15 protein-coding genes and 2 tRNA genes are annotated in these 18,502 nt (G+C 32.5%); 8 read left to right on the top strand and 9 right to left on the bottom strand.

The window, feature by feature from the left end:
* Positions 1-22 precede the first annotated feature (22 nt).
* Positions 23-745 carry a bacillithiol biosynthesis deacetylase BshB1 gene (bshB1, locus tag Q0912_RS14280; RefSeq protein WP_299116281.1) on the top strand — a complete coding sequence of 241 codons (723 nt, stop codon included), beginning with the start codon at positions 23-25 and terminating at the stop codon, positions 743-745.
* A 61-nt stretch (positions 746-806) separates the two neighbouring features.
* Positions 807-882: transfer RNA gene (locus Q0912_RS14285), tRNA-His, on the top strand.
* A gap of 60 nt (positions 883-942) precedes the next feature.
* On the opposite strand, the gene Q0912_RS14290 is transcribed toward Q0912_RS14285, so the two are convergent.
* The 4 genes from Q0912_RS14290 to Q0912_RS14305 form a co-directional block, all read right to left on the bottom strand.
* Positions 943-2,520 (bottom strand): M28 family metallopeptidase, encoded by a 1,578-nt coding sequence (locus Q0912_RS14290; protein ID WP_299116283.1) that lies wholly within the window; start codon positions 2,518-2,520, stop codon positions 943-945.
* Between the two features lie 128 nt (positions 2,521-2,648).
* Complete coding sequence (locus tag Q0912_RS14295) at positions 2,649-3,686, bottom strand: M28 family metallopeptidase (RefSeq protein ID WP_299116285.1); 1,038 nt, start codon at positions 3,684-3,686, stop codon at positions 2,649-2,651.
* A 67-nt stretch (positions 3,687-3,753) separates the two neighbouring features.
* Positions 3,754-4,089 (bottom strand): FUSC family protein, encoded by a 336-nt coding sequence (locus Q0912_RS14300; RefSeq protein WP_299116287.1) that lies wholly within the window; start codon positions 4,087-4,089, stop codon positions 3,754-3,756.
* Between the two features lie 4 nt (positions 4,090-4,093).
* Positions 4,094-4,873, bottom strand: a complete 780-nt coding sequence (locus Q0912_RS14305) for a DUF3108 domain-containing protein (RefSeq protein WP_299116289.1) — start codon at positions 4,871-4,873, stop codon at positions 4,094-4,096.
* Between the two features lie 172 nt (positions 4,874-5,045).
* Here Q0912_RS14305 and Q0912_RS14310 point away from each other — a divergent pair.
* The 6 genes from Q0912_RS14310 to Q0912_RS14335 all read left to right on the top strand — a co-directional run bounded on the left by Q0912_RS14310 (position 5,046) and on the right by Q0912_RS14335 (position 11,360).
* A tRNA-Ser gene (locus Q0912_RS14310) sits at positions 5,046-5,130 on the top strand.
* Positions 5,131-5,363: 233 nt separating this feature from the next.
* A complete protein-coding gene (locus Q0912_RS14315) occupies positions 5,364-6,542 on the top strand; it encodes a hypothetical protein (protein ID WP_299116291.1) in 1,179 nt (392 codons plus the stop codon).
* A 73-nt stretch (positions 6,543-6,615) separates the two neighbouring features.
* Positions 6,616-7,662, top strand: a complete 1,047-nt coding sequence (locus tag Q0912_RS14320; RefSeq protein WP_299116293.1) for a GNAT family N-acetyltransferase — start codon at positions 6,616-6,618, stop codon at positions 7,660-7,662.
* 186 nt (positions 7,663-7,848) lie between these two features.
* On the top strand, positions 7,849-8,478 hold the full coding sequence (locus Q0912_RS14325; RefSeq protein ID WP_299116295.1) for a nitroreductase family protein: 630 nt from the start codon (positions 7,849-7,851) through the stop codon (positions 8,476-8,478).
* Positions 8,479-8,548: 70 nt separating this feature from the next.
* A complete protein-coding gene (locus Q0912_RS14330) occupies positions 8,549-9,748 on the top strand; it encodes a DegT/DnrJ/EryC1/StrS family aminotransferase (protein WP_299116297.1) in 1,200 nt (399 codons plus the stop codon).
* An 82-nt stretch (positions 9,749-9,830) separates the two neighbouring features.
* The gene (locus Q0912_RS14335; RefSeq protein WP_299116299.1) at positions 9,831-11,360 is read left to right on the top strand and encodes a family 16 glycosylhydrolase; all 1,530 of its coding nucleotides are present in this window, start codon (positions 9,831-9,833) and stop codon (positions 11,358-11,360) included.
* Here the strand turns inward: Q0912_RS14335 and ribB are convergent.
* From ribB to Q0912_RS14360, 5 genes are read right to left on the bottom strand one after another with little or no spacing between them, the layout of a single operon-like run.
* Complete coding sequence (gene ribB / locus Q0912_RS14340; RefSeq protein ID WP_299116301.1) at positions 11,357-12,505, bottom strand: 3,4-dihydroxy-2-butanone-4-phosphate synthase; 1,149 nt, start codon at positions 12,503-12,505, stop codon at positions 11,357-11,359. The genes Q0912_RS14335 and ribB overlap by 4 nt on opposite strands.
* A 30-nt stretch (positions 12,506-12,535) precedes the next feature.
* The gene (locus Q0912_RS14345; RefSeq protein ID WP_299116302.1) at positions 12,536-14,518 is read right to left on the bottom strand and encodes an LptF/LptG family permease; all 1,983 of its coding nucleotides are present in this window, start codon (positions 14,516-14,518) and stop codon (positions 12,536-12,538) included.
* A gap of 20 nt (positions 14,519-14,538) precedes the next feature.
* Positions 14,539-15,180 (bottom strand): outer membrane lipoprotein carrier protein LolA, encoded by a 642-nt coding sequence (locus Q0912_RS14350; protein ID WP_299116465.1) that lies wholly within the window; start codon positions 15,178-15,180, stop codon positions 14,539-14,541.
* A gap of 22 nt (positions 15,181-15,202) precedes the next feature.
* Positions 15,203-17,626, bottom strand: coding sequence for a DNA translocase FtsK (locus Q0912_RS14355; RefSeq protein ID WP_299116305.1), 2,424 nt, complete (start codon positions 17,624-17,626; stop codon positions 15,203-15,205).
* A gap of 27 nt (positions 17,627-17,653) precedes the next feature.
* A complete protein-coding gene (locus Q0912_RS14360) occupies positions 17,654-18,433 on the bottom strand; it encodes a M15 family metallopeptidase (RefSeq protein ID WP_299116307.1) in 780 nt (259 codons plus the stop codon).
* Between the last annotated feature and the right edge of the window lie 69 nt (positions 18,434-18,502).

Here is an 18,502-nt window from a genome sequence, read left to right on the forward strand (position 1 = left end):
AATATAGAAAAGTATAGATTTTATGAAATTAGACATTTTAGCCATTGGAGCGCATCCAGATGATGTAGAATTAGGATGTGGAGCAACCATTGCAAAAGAAGTAGCCAATGGCAAAAAAGTTGGTATTATAGATTTAACACGTGGGGAATTAGGGACACGCGGTACAGCAGAAACTCGAGATGAAGAAGCTTTTAATGCTGCTAAAATCCTTGGCGTGCACTCAAGAGTAAATATGCGGTTTGCAGATGGATTTTTTAAAAACGACAAGGAACATCAAATAGAACTTATTAATATGATTCGTTATTACAAACCTGAAATTGTGATTTGTAATGCGACAGAAGATAGGCATATAGACCATGGTAAGGGAAGCCAATTGGTTAGTGATGCATGCTTTTTAAGCGGACTACGAAAAATAGAAACTGTACATAAGGATGAAAGCAATATACAAGAGGCATGGAGACCAAAGGCAGTTTACCATTATATACAATGGAAAGATTTAAAACCAGATATAGTTGTTGATATTTCTGGATTTCTGGATAAAAAAATGGCATCCGTTTTGGCTTATAAAACCCAATTCTTTGATCCTAATAGTGATGAGCCAGAGACACCTATATCGAGTAAGAACTTTACAGATAGTATAGTATACAGAGCCAGAAATTTAGGACGTTTAGTTGGCGTAACAGATGCTGAAGGGTTTACAGTTGAACGCTATCCTGCTGTAAATAGTTTATTTGATTTAAAATAAAGTAAAGAAAACGTTTTGCAGAAAATTGTAAATAATTTACATTTGCAATCCTAATTAACATGGTGGTTGTAGCTCAGTTGGTTAGAGCGCTGGTTTGTGGTACCAGATGTCGTGGGTTCGAGTCCCATCTTCCACCCAAAAAGACAAAGCCTTTCAGAAATGAAAGGCTTTTTTTGTTTTATTAAAATTGTAAATTCTTATTCGAAAGTTTTATCTACAATAATGCGATCGGTCCTATTGGCAACTTCCCAAGCTGTATAAAATACCAGACGTGTTCTATTTTCTAATAAATCATATTCAATTTTGTCAGGAGTATCACTTGGTCTGTGATAATCATCGTGTGTTCCATTGAAGTAGAAAATTACGGGGATATTATTCTTTGCAAAGTTGTAATGATCAGATCTGTAATAAAAGCGATTAGAATCATTTTCATCATTATATGTATAGTCTAACTCTACATTACAATATCTATTATTTACGTCTTCAGAAATATTGTGTAATTCTGAACTAAGTTTATCACTTCCTATAAGATATATGTAATTTCTATTGCCTTCTTTTCGTTTTGGATCCGTACGACCAATCATGTCTATATTGAGGTTGGCTACCGTGTTTTCTAATGGAAAAACAGGGTCGTTATCTGTATAGTGTCTAGAGCCTAAAAGCCCTTTTTCTTCACCTGTAACATGCAAAAACAAGATAGAACGTTTTGGGCCAACACCAGCTTTTTCTGCCATTTTAAATGCTTCAGCAATTTCTAAAATAGCGATTGTACCAGAGCCGTCATCATCTGCTCCATTGTATATCTCACCGTTTTTTACCCCTTCATGATCTAAATGTGCTGAAATCACTACAATTTCATCTGGCTTTTCAGAGCCTTTTATATAAGCCACTACATTTTCAGATGAAATGGTTTCAGATTTATTTTCAATATTCAAATCCATTTTTGCAGAAATAACTTTTGATGCATAATCCTCATTTATTGAGGTGTATAATGCCTTACCTAAACTTTCATTAATCATAAGCATTATAATATCTTTATCATTACTTTTTAAAGTTAAGCGGCCAGAAACACCAGCAGCAGCTTGTCTTTGATAATATGTTGCATATCTAGAAAACAGGTTATTATCCATATATATTAAAGCTTTTGCACCATTTTCTTTAGCAGCTTCTCTTTTACTGGATATGGACTGACGGCCGCCAGACCATTTTGTATCTTCTGCTTTTCCAGAAGTCACGTAATTGCCATTTTCATCCTTTGGTTCTCCTGCTTTTGCTAATACAATTTTTCCTTTAACATCTATATTTTTATAATCCGAATAATTATTTGCATCTATACCATAACCTACATAAACAATCTCATCTGTAGAAACCGAAATGTTACCAGGTGTTCTGAGTACGATGTGGTCTTCAAAACTTTTAAAGCTTTTTCCGTTTACTAAGATTTTTGCTTCTGAAACACTTTGCTTTTCTAAAGGAACGTTTTGAAAATAATTATTGCTTTGTAATGGTGATTTAATTCCCATAGCTTTGTATTGTTCTTTTAAATACTCTACAGCCAACTTCTGGCCTTTTTCTCCAGTTTCCCGCCCTTCAAATTCATCAGAGGCATAGGTGTACAGCATAGTCTTTAATTCGTCTGTTGTGATAGTAGAAGCAAACTCCGTAGGATCAGCTATCTTAGTATTGTTTTCTTGTACAGATGACGTATTGCTTTTTGATGAAGTGCCACAACTTAGAAATAAACTAAGAATAGTAAAGATGAATAACTTTTTCATTTCAATAAAATTATAATGTATGTTGTTTAAAGAAAGTTATAAATAACTTTAAATGAATTAGGTGCTAAAATTACGAAAATCGTATAGTGTAGGGCTATGAGGTAAATTGCTTTTAACAGACTTTAACATTAAATAATTTCTACTTTTAGACGATTTGGAGAATTTGCCAGATACCAAGCTGTTGCAAATATAAGTTTGGTACGTTTTGCTAAAAGGGGATAATTGATTTTATCTGGCGTGTCTGTAGGTTTTGTATAATCTTCGTGTTCCCCATTAAAGAAAAAAACGACAGGGATTCCTTTTAAGGCAAAATTATAATGATCAGACCTATAATAATAACGGTTTGTGTCCCTTTCATCATTATATTTATAATCTAATTCAAGATTTACAAATTCTGAATTAGCTTCTTGAATTATAAAATCGAGCTCAGTGCTTATACGATCAGCTCCAATAACATAGATATAATTTTCATTATTTTCTTCTTTGTTCCTTTCATCTACACGACCAATCATATCTATATTTAGGGTAGAAATTGTATTGGTTAATGGAAAAATTGGATTCTCAGTATAGTATCGAGACCCATGAAGTCCAACTTCTTCTGCAGTTACATGAAGAAAAACAATACTACGCTTAGGACCGTGTCCATTTTCTACTGCTTTTTTAAATGCTTCAGCCATTTCTAATACAGCAGCTGTGCCAGATCCATTATCGTCTGCGCCAGGATATATTTCTCCATCAATAATGCCTTCATGATCGGAATGTGCTGAGATATAAATATATTCATCTGGGAACTCAGAACCCTCTATGTATGCAATAATATTTTGTGATTCATTTAGTTCTTCTGGTAAGGCATCTTCTGGAACTATTTGGTAGTAATCTGGATGTGATTCTGGGGCTTTAATGTTTTGAGACTTGTAATAACCCCTTATATAGTCGCAAACTTGATTATGACCTTCTTCACCAGTCATTCTACCCTTATATTTGTCTGAAGATACTTCTTCTATATGAATCTTTAGCTCACTAGAATTAATAGTATTTAAATATTGATTGACTACAGCTTTATCATTATATGAAATACTATTCTTGAGATTGTCTATTTTTTCGCTATGTCTAATTGTAGCACAAGACCCAACTAAAATAAGTGCAGAAGCAACTAAAACTTTCATCTAACAGATTGATTTGCGCAAAAATAGACAAATGAGCAATATATTTTCTTACAATCTAATTGAAATTTTACAAATTTTCATCAATTTCGATATCGTCAAGGATTTCTTTAGAATCTTTAAGGTTTTCTTCTTCACGTTGTTCTAATTGCTCGGTATCACCTATTTCGGTAGTATTAAATACAGCTTTGTAAATGGTTAAACTTAAGGCAATGATGGTCAGAAGGTAAATATATTGTATGGTTTTTGTTTTGGATTTTTCCTTTTTTGAAATAAAAAGTATTATCAATCCGCTAAAAAAAGCAACTATTATTGGTGCTATGGCTAAGTTTGAGAGAGGTGTTACTGCTATAATTACCGCTAAGATTGCTGAAATAAAGCCAATAATAATGAATAGTTTTTTCATTTGATTAATTTTTTAGTCCTGTTGCAGAAACTATTTTCAGTTCACCATTACCTACAGGAATTTTAAATTTTGCATATACAGGGATTTTGTTGGCATCAGCTGTTAACCATAATAAATTAGAATTTTTACCCTTTAATATGTCACTACCTTTTATGGATAATGCCAATTTGTAACATTCTTTGGGGCCTATTTTAGTTGATATGGTTTCTTTACCAATATACTTTATAGAAATTATGGTTTCCATATTATCAAATAATACAGTGAAATTTTGTTGATCACCTGGATTTGCTTTATGGATATCTAAGTTTCTAATATAATATAGCGTACTTACAATGTCTTTAGTAGCGGAATTAATCTTAACAGTTTTATTTTCATCCCAAGTTTTACCTTCATGATTTTTTTTGCGCTTTAAGCTTTTTACCAATCGCGATTTGTGGTTATACTTATATTGCATAAACTTGTAATATCCACCTTCACTAATATCTCTTTTATATAAATAGGGTGTAAGTGTTTTTGGGTTGACATAACTTTCGTATAAATCTCTAATCTTAAAGAAGTTATCCCATTTTTTATAAGTTGTAGCCGTACATTTTAAACGCATTAATGTGCTTTTAGATGTTTTAACTTCAGTGGTTTCCATTTTTACCTGAGCAATATCTGTTAATAAACCAGACATATTGTAAGAAGCAGTGTAAACTAGTTTTTCACCAAAGGCTATAGTTTTATTTTGAGCAATACTATTAAGCCCTAAAAGCGCTACTACTAAAAAAATATAATGTTTCATAAAGACTAATTTGTAATAATAACGTAAAACTAACACATATTGTGCCGAAAAATACAATGCTAATTTAAATGATACTAATTTTAAGTTTTAAATATCTAAATTGAATTTATTAAAAAACTAGAAAAAAACCTTTGCCTACTTCAAAAAGGGTTTTATATTTGCACCCTCATTAGGAGAAATGGCAGAGTGGTCGAATGCACTGGTCTTGAAAACCAGCGAGGGTCACACCTCCGGGGGTTCGAATCCCTCTTTCTCCGCAAAAGAAACCAAGTGTTATGCACTTGGTTTTTTATTTCATCAATTTTTTTAGCATTTAAACAATTAATTGTCAAGTGTTCTATTTTTAAATAATACCTTCGAATTATAAAGCCCTGAATTTTTATTTATACCTATATGAAATAATACTCCTAAAGAAATAAAATTCAGCTATTTATAATTAAATTATGTAAAATTTGATGATAGAGTTTGTCATCCATTTAAAAATATAATTATGCACAAATCAGCCACAGAAATTATGACAATTTTACCTTCTAATGCAGCTAAGGAAGTTTATAATACTGCTATATCGCATCGCGATGAAACAGAAGATTTAAGAAGATTAGCACCTGCTCTTGTAGACCATATTAGAGAAACAGGGCTCTTTAGGTTGGGATTACCAAGATTTCTAGGGGGTTGGGAAGACAATCCTGTAGAAGTATTAAAAACTTATGAAGTGCTAAGTAGTAGTGAAGCTGCAGTAGGTTGGAGCGTTTGGAATAATCATTTAGCTTGTACTTTTGGACGCTATCTTGATGAAGATAGTATGAGAGAGATTTATAAAGACCCAGCTCATGTATATGCTAATTCAGCACGTCCTGAAGGTGTTGCAGAAATTGTACCTGGTGGTTATAATGTTTCAGGAAGGTGGACTTTAGTATCTGGATGTGAAATATCAGATTGGTTTGTTTTGCGTTGCTTGGTAACTGGCGAAGGATTACCATCTACTCTTGGACCTGGAGCAAAGTTAAAGTTATTTTTTATTCCTAGAGAAGCTATTGAAATAATTGATACCTGGCATGTAGGCGGATTAAAGGGCACAGGTAGCCATGATGTAAAAGTAGATAATCATTTTGTTAAAGAAGCTTATGCTGTAGATTTTGATAGTCCGGTGGCTATTGATAACCCTTACAGCCGTTTACCAATAGGGTGTTTAAACGCTGCTGGTAATGCTGCTATAGCTCTTGGGATATTTAAAGCAGCAATGGATGATCTTATTAAAATATGTTTTGAAAAGATTACACCAGGTAAAAATCCAGATTTGAGGGATAGAGATAGAATTCAGAGTGTAGTTGCAAAAAGCAAAACACTGCTAAATTCTATGAGATGTCAATTGCATAATTCAGTTGCTGTTATATGGGATGAGTCTGTTAATGGAAATATATATACAGACGAGCAACTTGCTGATGTATGGTCTGCATCAATACAAGCGGCAACAACTGCAAGATCTATGGTTACTGAAATTTATGCAGCAGCAGGTACAGTTTCATTATATACTGAAAACAAAATTGAAAGAGCGCATAGAGACGTTCATGCTGTTTTGCAACATGGTATTGTGCAACCACATTGGATGAATCAAGCAGGTATGGCTTATCTTGGTATTAAACCTAAGGGAGCAATGTTTAGAATATAGTTTTAGATATTCTATATTTTTAAAATTTTAAAAAAATCTTTTTTCAATTTCAATAAATGTAATTAGCTATAAAATGATTGAAGCAATAAAAGATAAAGAGGAGTGGAGGAAGCAGATAGCTTTGGTTCCTAATTCAGATTTTTATTATAGTTATGATTATCACTATCTCTCAAAAAATGATGATGAGCAGCCTGTACTTTTAAAGTATAAAGATGGTCAGACATCTATATTGATACCATTGCTTATTAGAAATATTGAAAATACAAACTATAAAGATGCAACTTCGGTATATGGGTATGCCGGACCATTAGTACAGCAAATCGATAAGACTATTAATGTTGAAAAATTTCAAAAAGCACTTAATACTTTTCTTAATCAAAATAGCATAGTTTCTGTTTTTTCTAGATTACATCCCTACATTGAGCATCAAGAGATGATTCTCAATGGATTAGGTAATGTTAACGCCTTAGGAAATGTTGTTAACATTGATTTAACCGATACTATCGAAAATCAAAGAGCAAAGTTTAATAGACGATTAAAAACGTATTTAAATAAATCTCGAAGATCTTGTACTGTAATAGAAGGAAATTTAGATGAGCATCTCGATGATTTTATTCGTCTATATCATGAAAACATGAAGCGTGTTGATGCAGATGATAGTTATTTTTTTAGTGAAGACTATTACCGTAAAATATTATTAAGTAGCGAATATGAGTCTGAATTATCTCTTTGTGTTTTTAACGAAACAAAAGAAGTGATAGGTGCCTCTATGTTTATGAAAAAAGGTAATATTGTTCAGTACCATTTATCAGGTTTGAGTGAAGATCATTTTGAGTTAAACCCTATTAAATTAATCATTGATGAAATGCGAATTAAATCTACTCATGAAGGTTATAAGTACTTTAACCTTGGAGGAGGCTTAGGTAGTAGAGAAGATTCTCTTTTTAAATTTAAAAGTGGTTTTTCAAAAGATTTTAGAGAGTTTAAAACCTGGAAATACATTGTCAATGAAGAGGCATATAAAACCATAACAAATAATATGCTTGGGGAAAATATAGAAATAAATGAAATCGATTTTTTTCCAGCGTATAGATTAAAAAAAAGAGTTGTTAAAATCTAATCGATCAATATTTGTATCTGTAATATTTTAAGACACTCATATCCTTCTTTTTAATACTTAAATTGATAACCAATAATAATTAAAATGACAAATCTTGTCATTTTATGAATTTGTATATACACAAGGTATTCAAAATAATTTGTACTAAAATTCAAATGCTTATTCCTTATTTTTGTAAAAAAAACGATGGCTATAATAGATAATTTAAAATGGCGCTATGCTACTAAAAAATTTGACGCTTCAAGAACTTTATCAGACAAGCAGTTATTAACTTTAAAGGAAGCATTTAATCTTACAGCCTTGTCTTATGGCTTACAAACGTTAAAGTTGGTTATTGTAAGCGATAAAAATGTTAGGGAAAAGCTTGTTACTGTTTCTTATGGACAACGACAGGTTGCAGATGCGTCTCATTTATTTATACTTTGTATTCAAAATGAGATTAATGATAAGGATGTAGACCAACATTTCGATAAAGTCAAGGCACTTCGAAATACCCCAGATAGTATTCTAGAACCATTTAAGTCCCAAATGAAGTCTACTATTGAGAATATGACTGCAGACAAAAAAGCAGTTTGGGCTACAAAACAAGCGTACATTGCTTTGGGTAATTTAATGACAGTTTGCGCAGTAGAAGAGATTGATTGTTGCCCAATGGAAGGTTTTATACCTGCAGAAATGGATAAGGCTTTAAAATTAACTAAGTATGGTTTAAGTTCTGTATTATTACTTCCAGTAGGCTTTAGAGCTAAGAATGATATGTTTGCTGATTTTAAAAAGGTAAGAAAATCATTATCAGAGACCGTGATTGAGTTATAGATTTCTATAATTATACTTAAGCTAAAATATTATATTTAGCATCTTGTAATATTAAAATTTAATAATATTTATGCCAGGATTCGAATTATTTGGTGATTTAGAACGCAAAGAAGTTAATGACGTTTTAGATAATGGAGTACTAATGCGCTATGGTTTTGATGGCATGCGAAAAGGACATTGGAAAGCTAAAGCCCTAGAAGCAGAATTAACAAAGACTTTTGATTCTAAATACGTTCAATTAGTTTCTAGTGGAACAGCTGCAGTTTCTGTTGCTTTAGCATCAGCAGGTGTAGGGGCTGGAGACGAAGTTATTATGCCAACATTTACATTTGTAGCAAGTTTTGAAGCTATAATGATGTTAGGGGCAATTCCTGTTTTGGTAGATATTGACAGTACATTGACCTTAGACCCAAAAGCTGTTGAAGCTGCTATTACATCCAAAACTAAAGCTGTTATGGTTGTACAGATGTGTGGTAGTATGGCTAATATGGACGCACTTCGTTCTGTTTGCGACATCCATAATCTGGTTTTTGTAGAAGATGCTTGTCAAGCTATAGGCGGCACATATAAAGGAAAACCTTTAGGTGGTTTAGCGGATATTGGCTGTTTTTCATTCGATTTTGTAAAGACCATTACTTGTGGTGAGGGTGGGGCAGTAGTCACTAATAATAAAGATTACTATATAAATGCAGATCATTTTAGTGATCATGGACACGACCATATAGGTAATGATAGAGGTGCGGAAACGCATCCGTTTTTAGGTTACAATTTTAGAATTTCGGAGTTAAATGCCGCTGTTGGCTTGGCTCAGGTTAAACGATTACCCGAATTTATAGCCATTCAAAAAAGAAATTATATGATTATTAGGGAAGCATTATCTCAAATTCCTGAGGTTACTTTTAGAACGGTTCCTAATGGTGGTGAAGAAAGCTATGCGTTTTTAAATTTCTTTTTACCTAATTTAGAAACAGCTTTAAAAGTTTCGTCCGCATTTAAAGAAAATGGCGTAGATGTTTGTTGGAATTATTACGAAAATAATTGGCATTACATTCGTAAGTGGCATCATTTAAAAGAAGCCAAATCACTATATCCATTATCTAAAGAGATTAAATCGGAATTATCAAAGCTTTCAAAAAAAGATTTTTCTCAATCTGATTATTGGATTGGACGAAATATTTCTTGTTTGATAAAATTATCATGGACTGAAGTTGAAGTAACTCAACGTGCTAAAACTATGGCTAAACATATAAAATTGGTAGTTAGCAGTTAAAGCTTATAGGTGTATTGTACTTGTATAGGTCGATTCAACAATTCTTCATGTTTTCGTTTTTATATTTACAAAAATTGCAGACATGAAACACCTTTATACTTTTTTGTTGATTTACTTATTCAGTTCTGTTGTCTTTTCACAACAATTGCCTATAGATTTTTCGAATAATAGTTTACATAATTTTAATGTTTGGGGCGGAAGCACCTTTGCTATTGTTCCTGACCCACAAGACACCAATAACCCAACCGGACAATTTTTTCGTTCTGATTCCGCCTTAGAGCAAGGTCATTATATAGATTTAAGTAGTCCTATAGATTTAGATACAGAAGATGAAATTACACTTAGATTTTTCGCTTTCGATCCTAATATGCATACCATTGTGGTGAAATTAGAAAATGGAACTAATCCAGATGTTGAAATCTCCGTAATGACCACATCACAAAATACCTGGTCTGATTTAACCTTTGATTTTGGTACTATTTCTGCAACAGGTCAATATAACAGATTAGTAATACGAATAGACGATGGAAGCACTATTCCTGGTGCTTTTCGTATAGATGATATTAATGATGGCTCTATACCAAGTAATCCTAATGAATTGGACGTTATTTATACAGATTTAGTATGGTTTGACGAATTTGATAATACTACCTTAGACACTGATAAATGGTATCATCAAACTTTTGGCCCTAATGGTGGTCAATGGTTTAATGGCGAATTACAACATTATACCTCTAGTGATGACAATTCATTTGTAACCAATGGAAATTTACATATTGTTGCAAAACGCGAAATGACAACGCAGAATGGTGTGACTTTGGAGTATACTTCAGCTCGATTGAATTCTAAATTTGCATTCACTTACGGTAGAGTAGATGTAAGGGCAAAATTACCTTTTGGTAATGGTACGTGGCCAGCCATTTGGACTTTAGGAAAAAATGTTTTAGAAACAGGTGCCTATTGGGAAACACAAAATTTTGGAACTACACCTTGGCCAGCTTGTGGTGAAATTGATATTATGGAACATGGTTTGCACGCAACAAATGTAGTAAGTTCTGCTTTGCATACACCTTCAAGTTTTGGGAACACTATAAATACATCAACATTGCCATTAGCAGATGTGGCTAATGACTATCATATATATTCGGTCAACTGGTCTCCCAATCAAATTACATTTTTAATTGATAACGTTGGGTATTATACTTATAATCCTGCAGTAAAAGATTCGTCCACCTGGCCTTTTGATTTAGACCAATATTTAATTTTGAATATTGCTATAGGTGGATTTGCTGGTACTGTTGATTCAGGTTTTATGGAAGCTGAAATGGTTGTTGATTATATACGTATCTATCAAAACAACCTTGGTTTAGACGATGATTTTATAGCTCAGTTTCATATTTATCCTAACCCTACAACAGGTCAACTTAATATTAAAACTGCAAATGACGTTAGCATTAGCGGTATTGAATTATATAACAGTTTAGGACAACAGGTTTTTAATGCTATAGGAGATGTTAGTCAACTAGATGTGTCTAGTTTAAATTCAGGAATTTATATATTGAAAATTCAATTAGGATCTCAACAGATTACTAAAAAAATAGTGATTAATTAGTAGTTAACGTATTCTACAATCTCTAAGCCATAACCTATCATACCTACCCGTTTGGTTTGCAAGGCATTAGACATTAATTTGAGCTTGCTTATTTTTAGGTCGTGAAGAATTTGAGCTCCAATACCAAAATCTTTAGAATCCATAGGAATTCTGGGTGCTTTTATCAATTTACCTTCTACTTGACTATCTTTAAGAACAGAAAGTCGTGATAGTAAATTCATAGATTCAGCTTGCTGATTTATAAAAATGATTGCACCTTTTTCTTCAGTGTTGATGGCGTTAAACATGTCATCTAACTTTTGGTCTGCATTATTAGTCAAGGTTCCAAGTATATCATCATTTACTAAGCTAGAATTAACACGCGTAAGTATTGGTTCGTCAGATTTCCAGTTACCTTTTGTTAGTGCTATATGAACTTGATTGTTTGTAGTCTGTAAATAGGCTCTTAGTCTAAATCTTCCGAATTTTGTTTCAATATCAAAATCCTCTTTCTTTTCAATAAGCGAATCGTATTCCATACGATAGGCCACCAAATCTTCAATAGACACAATTTTTAGATCAAACTTTTTTGCAACTTCCATAAGTTGAGGTAAACGTGCCATTGAACCATCCTCATTCATGATTTCTACAATAACTCCAGCAGGTTCAAAACCTGCTAATCTTGCAAAATCAATAGCAGCTTCAGTATGTCCTGTACGTCTTAGAACACCTCCTTCTTTTGCTACTAATGGAAAAATATGACCAGGTCTTGCTAACTCAAAGGGTTTGGTATCATTATCTACTAAAGCTTTAACTGTTTTTGCCCTATCAGAAGCAGAGATACCTGTACTTACACCATTACCCCTTAAGTCTACAGAAACCGTAAATGCCGTTTCCATTGGGTCAGTATTGTTTCTAACCATCATGTTAAGTTCTAATGCCTCGCAACGATGCTCCGTAAGTGGAGTGCAGATTAGCCCTCGGCCATGTCTGGCCATAAAGTTTATCATTTCTGGAGTCACTTTTTCAGCAGCTGCCAAAAAATCGCCTTCGTTTTCACGATTTTCGTCATCTACCACTATAATGACTTTGCCTTGGCGAATGTCTTCAATGGCTTCTTCTATAGTATTTAAACGTATGTTTTTATTCACGGTCTTAGTGGACATGGGCATAGTTTTTATGAAGCAAAGATACGTTTATTTTATATTTTGAAGACAGCTTTGATAGAAGTCTTGCCCAATCTTATTTCTAAGAACAATGAATTTTAATGGGTAGAAAGGAAGCGTTAAAATTAAAATTAATGGATTAGTAGCTTTATTTTTAAGTTCTATTGTTTTATAAAATTTTGAATACACTATGGCATCAACAATTATATATATTATAAAGAAAACTAAGGCTATAATACTTAGGCTTAATGATGCTTCTGCAATTTCGGGTAATTTATTGTTTTTAAAAACAAAGTGAAGCACCAGTAGAATAGCTCCAATACTAAAACTAACCAAACTTGTTTTAGAATAATCTTTATAATCTTTTAACAGGCTTTTAGCTTTAATAAGTTTATTAGGAATATCTAAACCTTCCTCTTTTAAAGATTCTAGAGAAATTTTTCTATTTAAGAGATTATGGAGTGCAATTTCCTTAGGCTTTTTATCTAAGTCAAATTCTTCTTGTTCTTTAATGATTTTAACTAATTCTTGTACAGAATACTTTTTGTAATAGTTATAAGATTTGGTGTCACTTTCAGAAAGCTGAATTTTATTCTTAGGTGTAAATAATCGTTTTAATGGTACTAAAATAACATCAAATTGAAATACGCCTTTATCATTTGTTGCTCTAGTTGTTAAATAGATACTTAAAGGTAACATCACTGCAGTCGATAACCATGAGCCAATTATAGGGCTAAAGCTTCCTTTTTCGGCGCTATTTTCTGCAAAAATCCCAAAAAAGTGATATGTGAGAAATAGAATAATAGCTATGACCATAGGTAAGCCAACTCCACCTTTTCTAATTAAAGCACCAAGGGGCGCACCAACAAAAAATAGAATTATGCAAGCAATCGCAAGTACAAACTTTTTATGTAATGCAATAACGTGTTTATTAAAATGCGACTGTTTATTTTCGAAATTCTTTTTATTAGAATCTAAGATTTGGCGTGTACTGTTTGCGGAGTTTATTGCCAGATTTACAACCTGTAGTTTTCTTTTAGTATTAAAAAGATCCAAAACTTCTCCTGTATATATAGTATCATTAGTTTTGGGGTCTATATTGAGATTTAATGCGGCATATGTTGTACGATTATATAAAGTATTTGAAAGATTTTTATAATCGTCTTCACGACGTTTTTCTAAACTATCTATAGTGTAAGTAAGCTGGTCTATATTCTGCATTGTATGCCGACCTTTATGATTTTTTTCGTCTAAATCTTCAGAGTTCAAAATTTCTAAATCTACATTGATGGTGTAACTATCAAAATAGCTTCTAACATGAGGTTTATTAATATTTTTGCGAGTGTCTTTATCGATGACTTCCTCGTAATAATTTCCATTAATGAGTTCTAACTGAAGTACATTAGAATCTGGACTGCTTTTTAGTTCTCCTTTTTCAGATACTATTACTTTATAGTTTCCTACTCTGGCAGTATTTTTATCGTGTATAATAACGCCCTTTAAAAACTGACCTCTGTCTCCGGTCTTTTTATCAACTTTAATATTAATGTCGCCTATTTCGTTAAATTGGCCTTCTGCAATGGCGAGAGCAGGCTTTACCTTGGCAATATTTCGTCTCAAGTTATAGAAGTTATATTCTCCCCATGGAATAACATTATTTGCAAAAAAGAAACAGCTTATACCAAGTATTACTATAAAAACACTAAGACTTCGCATTGCGCGCTGAAGTGAAATACCTGTAGATTTCATTGCAGCAAATTCATAGTTTTCTGCAAAGTTGCCAAATACCATTATTGAGGCCAAGAGCACTGTTAGTGGTACAACCAAAGGAATAAGCTTTGGCATGTAATACATAATAAATTTGGCCGTAACGATAATGTCTAAATCTTTACCTGCAAGCTCAGCAATATATAGCCATATGCCTTGTAGAGCAAAGATGAACATGAATATAATAAAGACGCTAAAAAACGTCCTTAAGAATGTGATAAGTATGTACCTATCTAATATTTTCACATATTTAGATTTAAAAAGCCTTAATCAATTTTATTGATAAAGTAATCACTGTATTTACTTTCGTCAAATGTAAATAAGGTTTTTGAGATAGGCTCATCTGTTTTAAAAGAATTAACGGTTAATGTAGTTTTTGTACCATTTTTACCAACCTCAATGAGGTTATAGATGTGCTTAGTTGTGGCATCAATGCCTAATAGTACATGTTTTATTTCAGAATTTGTATCGATAGGATTCAATTTTACATATTGAATCTTTCTTCCTCTTACGTTCTGTATAATATCCATTTTATAGATATAACCATCTTCATAAAATGATAACATCTTACTTGGAGTTATGGTACCTTCGTCTTCCGTATTATCTGATGAAATGGTTACTTCTTCATCTTCAGGGCTTATGGTGTAGAGTGTTTTACCATCGTAAATGCGTGTTACACCTAGAATATTAAGCTTGTACTTTTCGCCTTCAATTACGACATCCCCTCGTGTTTCTTGGTTAATATTTTCACTAACATTGTTCAGTTCGTATTTAAAATCTAAACTAATATTTTTGTAAGCTTTTATTTTAGTGCTTACTTCGGTTAATAAGGCTTCTGCTTTGGCATCGTTTTGTGTAAAACCAGTAAATCCTAATGCTAAAAATGCTACTATGATTAATTTTTTCATATTTATTTTAGTATAATCTTTTTTATTGTCTTTCATTTTCTAATAATTGATCTAATGCTATTAAATCCGGGACTAATACTTGTCTAGCTTTACTACCTTCAAAATTACCAACAATTCCAGCAGCTTCTAATTGATCTATAATTCTACCTGCCCTATTGTAACCTAATTTAAGTTTCCGTTGCAATAAGGATGCAGAACCTTGTTGTGCTGTAACGATAATTTCTGCTGCTTCTCTAAACAGTTTATCTCTGTCCGAAATATCTATATCAAGATTTGTGCCACCTTCTTCTCCTACATATTCTGGTAGTAAATGGGCATCAGGATAGGCTTTTTGTGAACCAATAAATTCAGTTATTTTTTCAACTTCTGGTGTATCAACAAAAGCACATTGAATCCTAATTAAGTCATTTCCTTGCGTATATAGCATATCACCACGACCAATTAATTGATCTGCACCAGAACCATCTAAAATCGTACGTGAATCGATTTTACTGGTTACTCTAAATGCTATACGAGCTGGGAAATTTGCTTTTATAATACCAGTAATAACATTGACAGATGGTCGTTGTGTTGCAATAATTAAATGAATACCAATAGCACGTGCTAACTGTGCTAATCGGGCTATAGGTGTTTCTACTTCTTTACCAGCGGTCATTATTAAATCTGCAAATTCATCTACTACCAAAACAATATAAGGTAAGAATTGATGACCATCATTTGGATTTAATTTTCTTGCTTTAAACTTAGCATTATACTCGGCAATGTTTCTACAAAATGCATTTTTAAGCATTTCATAACGATTGTCCATTTCTATACAGAGTGAATTTAAGGTGTTGATAACCTTAGTGTTGTCCGTGATGATAGCATCTTCACTATCTGGGAGCTTAGCTAAATAATGACGTTCAATTTTATTAAAAAGTGTCAGTTCAACTTTTTTAGGGTCTACCAAAACAAATTTTACTTCAGCGGGATGCTTTTTATAAAGTAATGAGGTAAGTACCGCATTTAAACCTACAGATTTACCTTGCCCAGTTGCACCTGCCATAAGCATATGTGGCATTTTAGCTAGGTCAACCACAAAGGTTTCGTTGCTAATAGTTTTGCCAAAGGCGATTGGTAATTGCATTTTGGATTGCTGAAACTTTTGTGATGCAATCACAGAACGCATAGAAACAATAGTCGAATTTTTATTTGGTACTTCTATACCAATTGTTCCTTTTCCTGGAATTGGTGCAATTATTCTAATACCCAGTGCAGCAAGTGACAATGCAATATCATCTTCCAGGTTTTTGATTTTTGAGATTCTAATACCAGCATCAGGAACAATTTCATATAGTGTAACCGTAGGACCTATAGTAGCCTTAATACTGCTAATACCTATTTTATAATTAAGAAGCGTTTCTACAATTCGATTTTTGTTTTCTTCAAGTTCTTCCTGGTCTATTGAAATCCCTTCGTTATCGTATTTCTTTAATAAATCTAAAGGGGGAAATTGATAATTACTCAATTCTAAAGTAGGATCAAATTGTCCAAAATCCTCAACTAACTTATCTGAAAGATTATCAGTTTCAGATTTTTCCTCTTTGGCTTCTTCAACTTCAATTTTTAATTCTGGTTCTTCAATAGTTTGCTCTTTAGGTTTTTCGGTAACCTCCATCTTTAGATTTTCAGCTTTTGATTCTGGTTTAGAATAGTTGCTAATCGTGGGTTCAGCTTTATCTAAAGGAATTTCGAAAGCAGACTTTATGGCTTCAGCTTCTTCAGAATGGCTATTATCTATAATAACATTAGAATTGTTAGAGTTTTCTTCGGGTTTTAAATCTGATTTTAGATCGCGCTTGGCATTTTTAAATAAATTAACAAATGTATCACCTGTAACTTTAAATCGAATCGCCAGATAGGCGATTAGCCCAAACAATAATAATAAGGCAGTTCCGATTTTGCCTATGTAATCCTGGAAGAAATGGTTCATTTCAAAACCAATAGTACCACCAAGGATATCGTATTTATGCGAAAAGAAACCTAAAAAAATGGAAAACCAAATTACAATCAATGTTCCCCAAATCCAATGTTTTCTGAGTTTAGCTTTTTTTAAGTTTAAGGTTACGTATATACCCGAAAGAAAAATAAGACCAGAAAAGATAAAAGAAGGAATTCCAAAGCCTTTAATGATAAAAAACTCACTGACCTTTGCGCCTAACTGGCTAGCCCAGTTTTTATATTCTGTAGATCGTTCTGGGAAAGTGCTTAGAATACTTTGATCTTCTTTTCCAGTAAATATGAAAGACAAGAACGAAATGAAAAGCAAGACACCAAGAATAATCAGTAAACTACCAAAAATGAGTTTTTGCTGATTAGATAATTTAAACGAAGGCCTTTTTAGTTTTGTTTTAGGTTTTGTCTTTGCCTTAATTGTACTTTTCTTTTTAGTTGTTTTTTTTGCCATCCTAACTTCTCATGAATATGAGAATCTCTATTTTAATTTATATTTTTTTGCTTTCTTAGAAATGCCATTGACATAATCTTCAATGATGTTAATCTTTTCCGCAAGCTTTGAGCCATCAAAACCTTTAATGTCTTTAATATCAATATTTGTATTATAAAATTCTAAATATTGACTCGCCAAAGGTAAATATGACCAATGCCATTTTTCAAGATTATACCCTGTTCTGTTGTTTTCTTTGTCGGTATAGACTTGGTAAAACCCAAAGGTGTTGGCATGAGCTATCAACCAATTATATGTTTCAAGTCCTTTTCCGCTGTTAAAATACGAATTATTTAGACTATTTAAATCAACATCTGTTCCCCAATGATGTCTTGATGAACTGGGCATAGAACTATACTCTAAAATTTTTTTGGCGCGTTCTATAGGTTTAAGGTTTGAAAATTTTTCCCATTTGCGTTCCCAAATGACTTTTTGCTCATAGAAATTACGAGTTCCAGAGATGATTTTTAATTTTATTCCAGATTTAAGTGCTGAATCTGCCATAAGTAAAAATGCATTGTAAACCTCATTGTTAAGATGGACTTCTTTGGTAGAATGTACCGTGCTAACTTTTACAAATGAAGAGTCACTTTTATAATCAAATTTTCCAAGTACAAAATCTTTAGTAATAGATAATGGCGGGTTTTTAATAGTTTTTTTCGTTTCTGTAGCGACTTCCTTATATGTTGTTTTTATAATTTCTTTTGGTTTAGTATTACAACTAAAGCAAATTAGAATAAAAGAAAAGATTACTGACAGTTGCTTCATTTTGTAACTTAGAAGTATTACGCATTTAAATTTTAACAAAAATACGATTATGTAACGCTTATTCTTGAG

The organism is uncultured Winogradskyella sp. (genome assembly GCF_947498345.1).
Lineage (GTDB): Bacteria > Bacteroidota > Bacteroidia > Flavobacteriales > Flavobacteriaceae > Winogradskyella.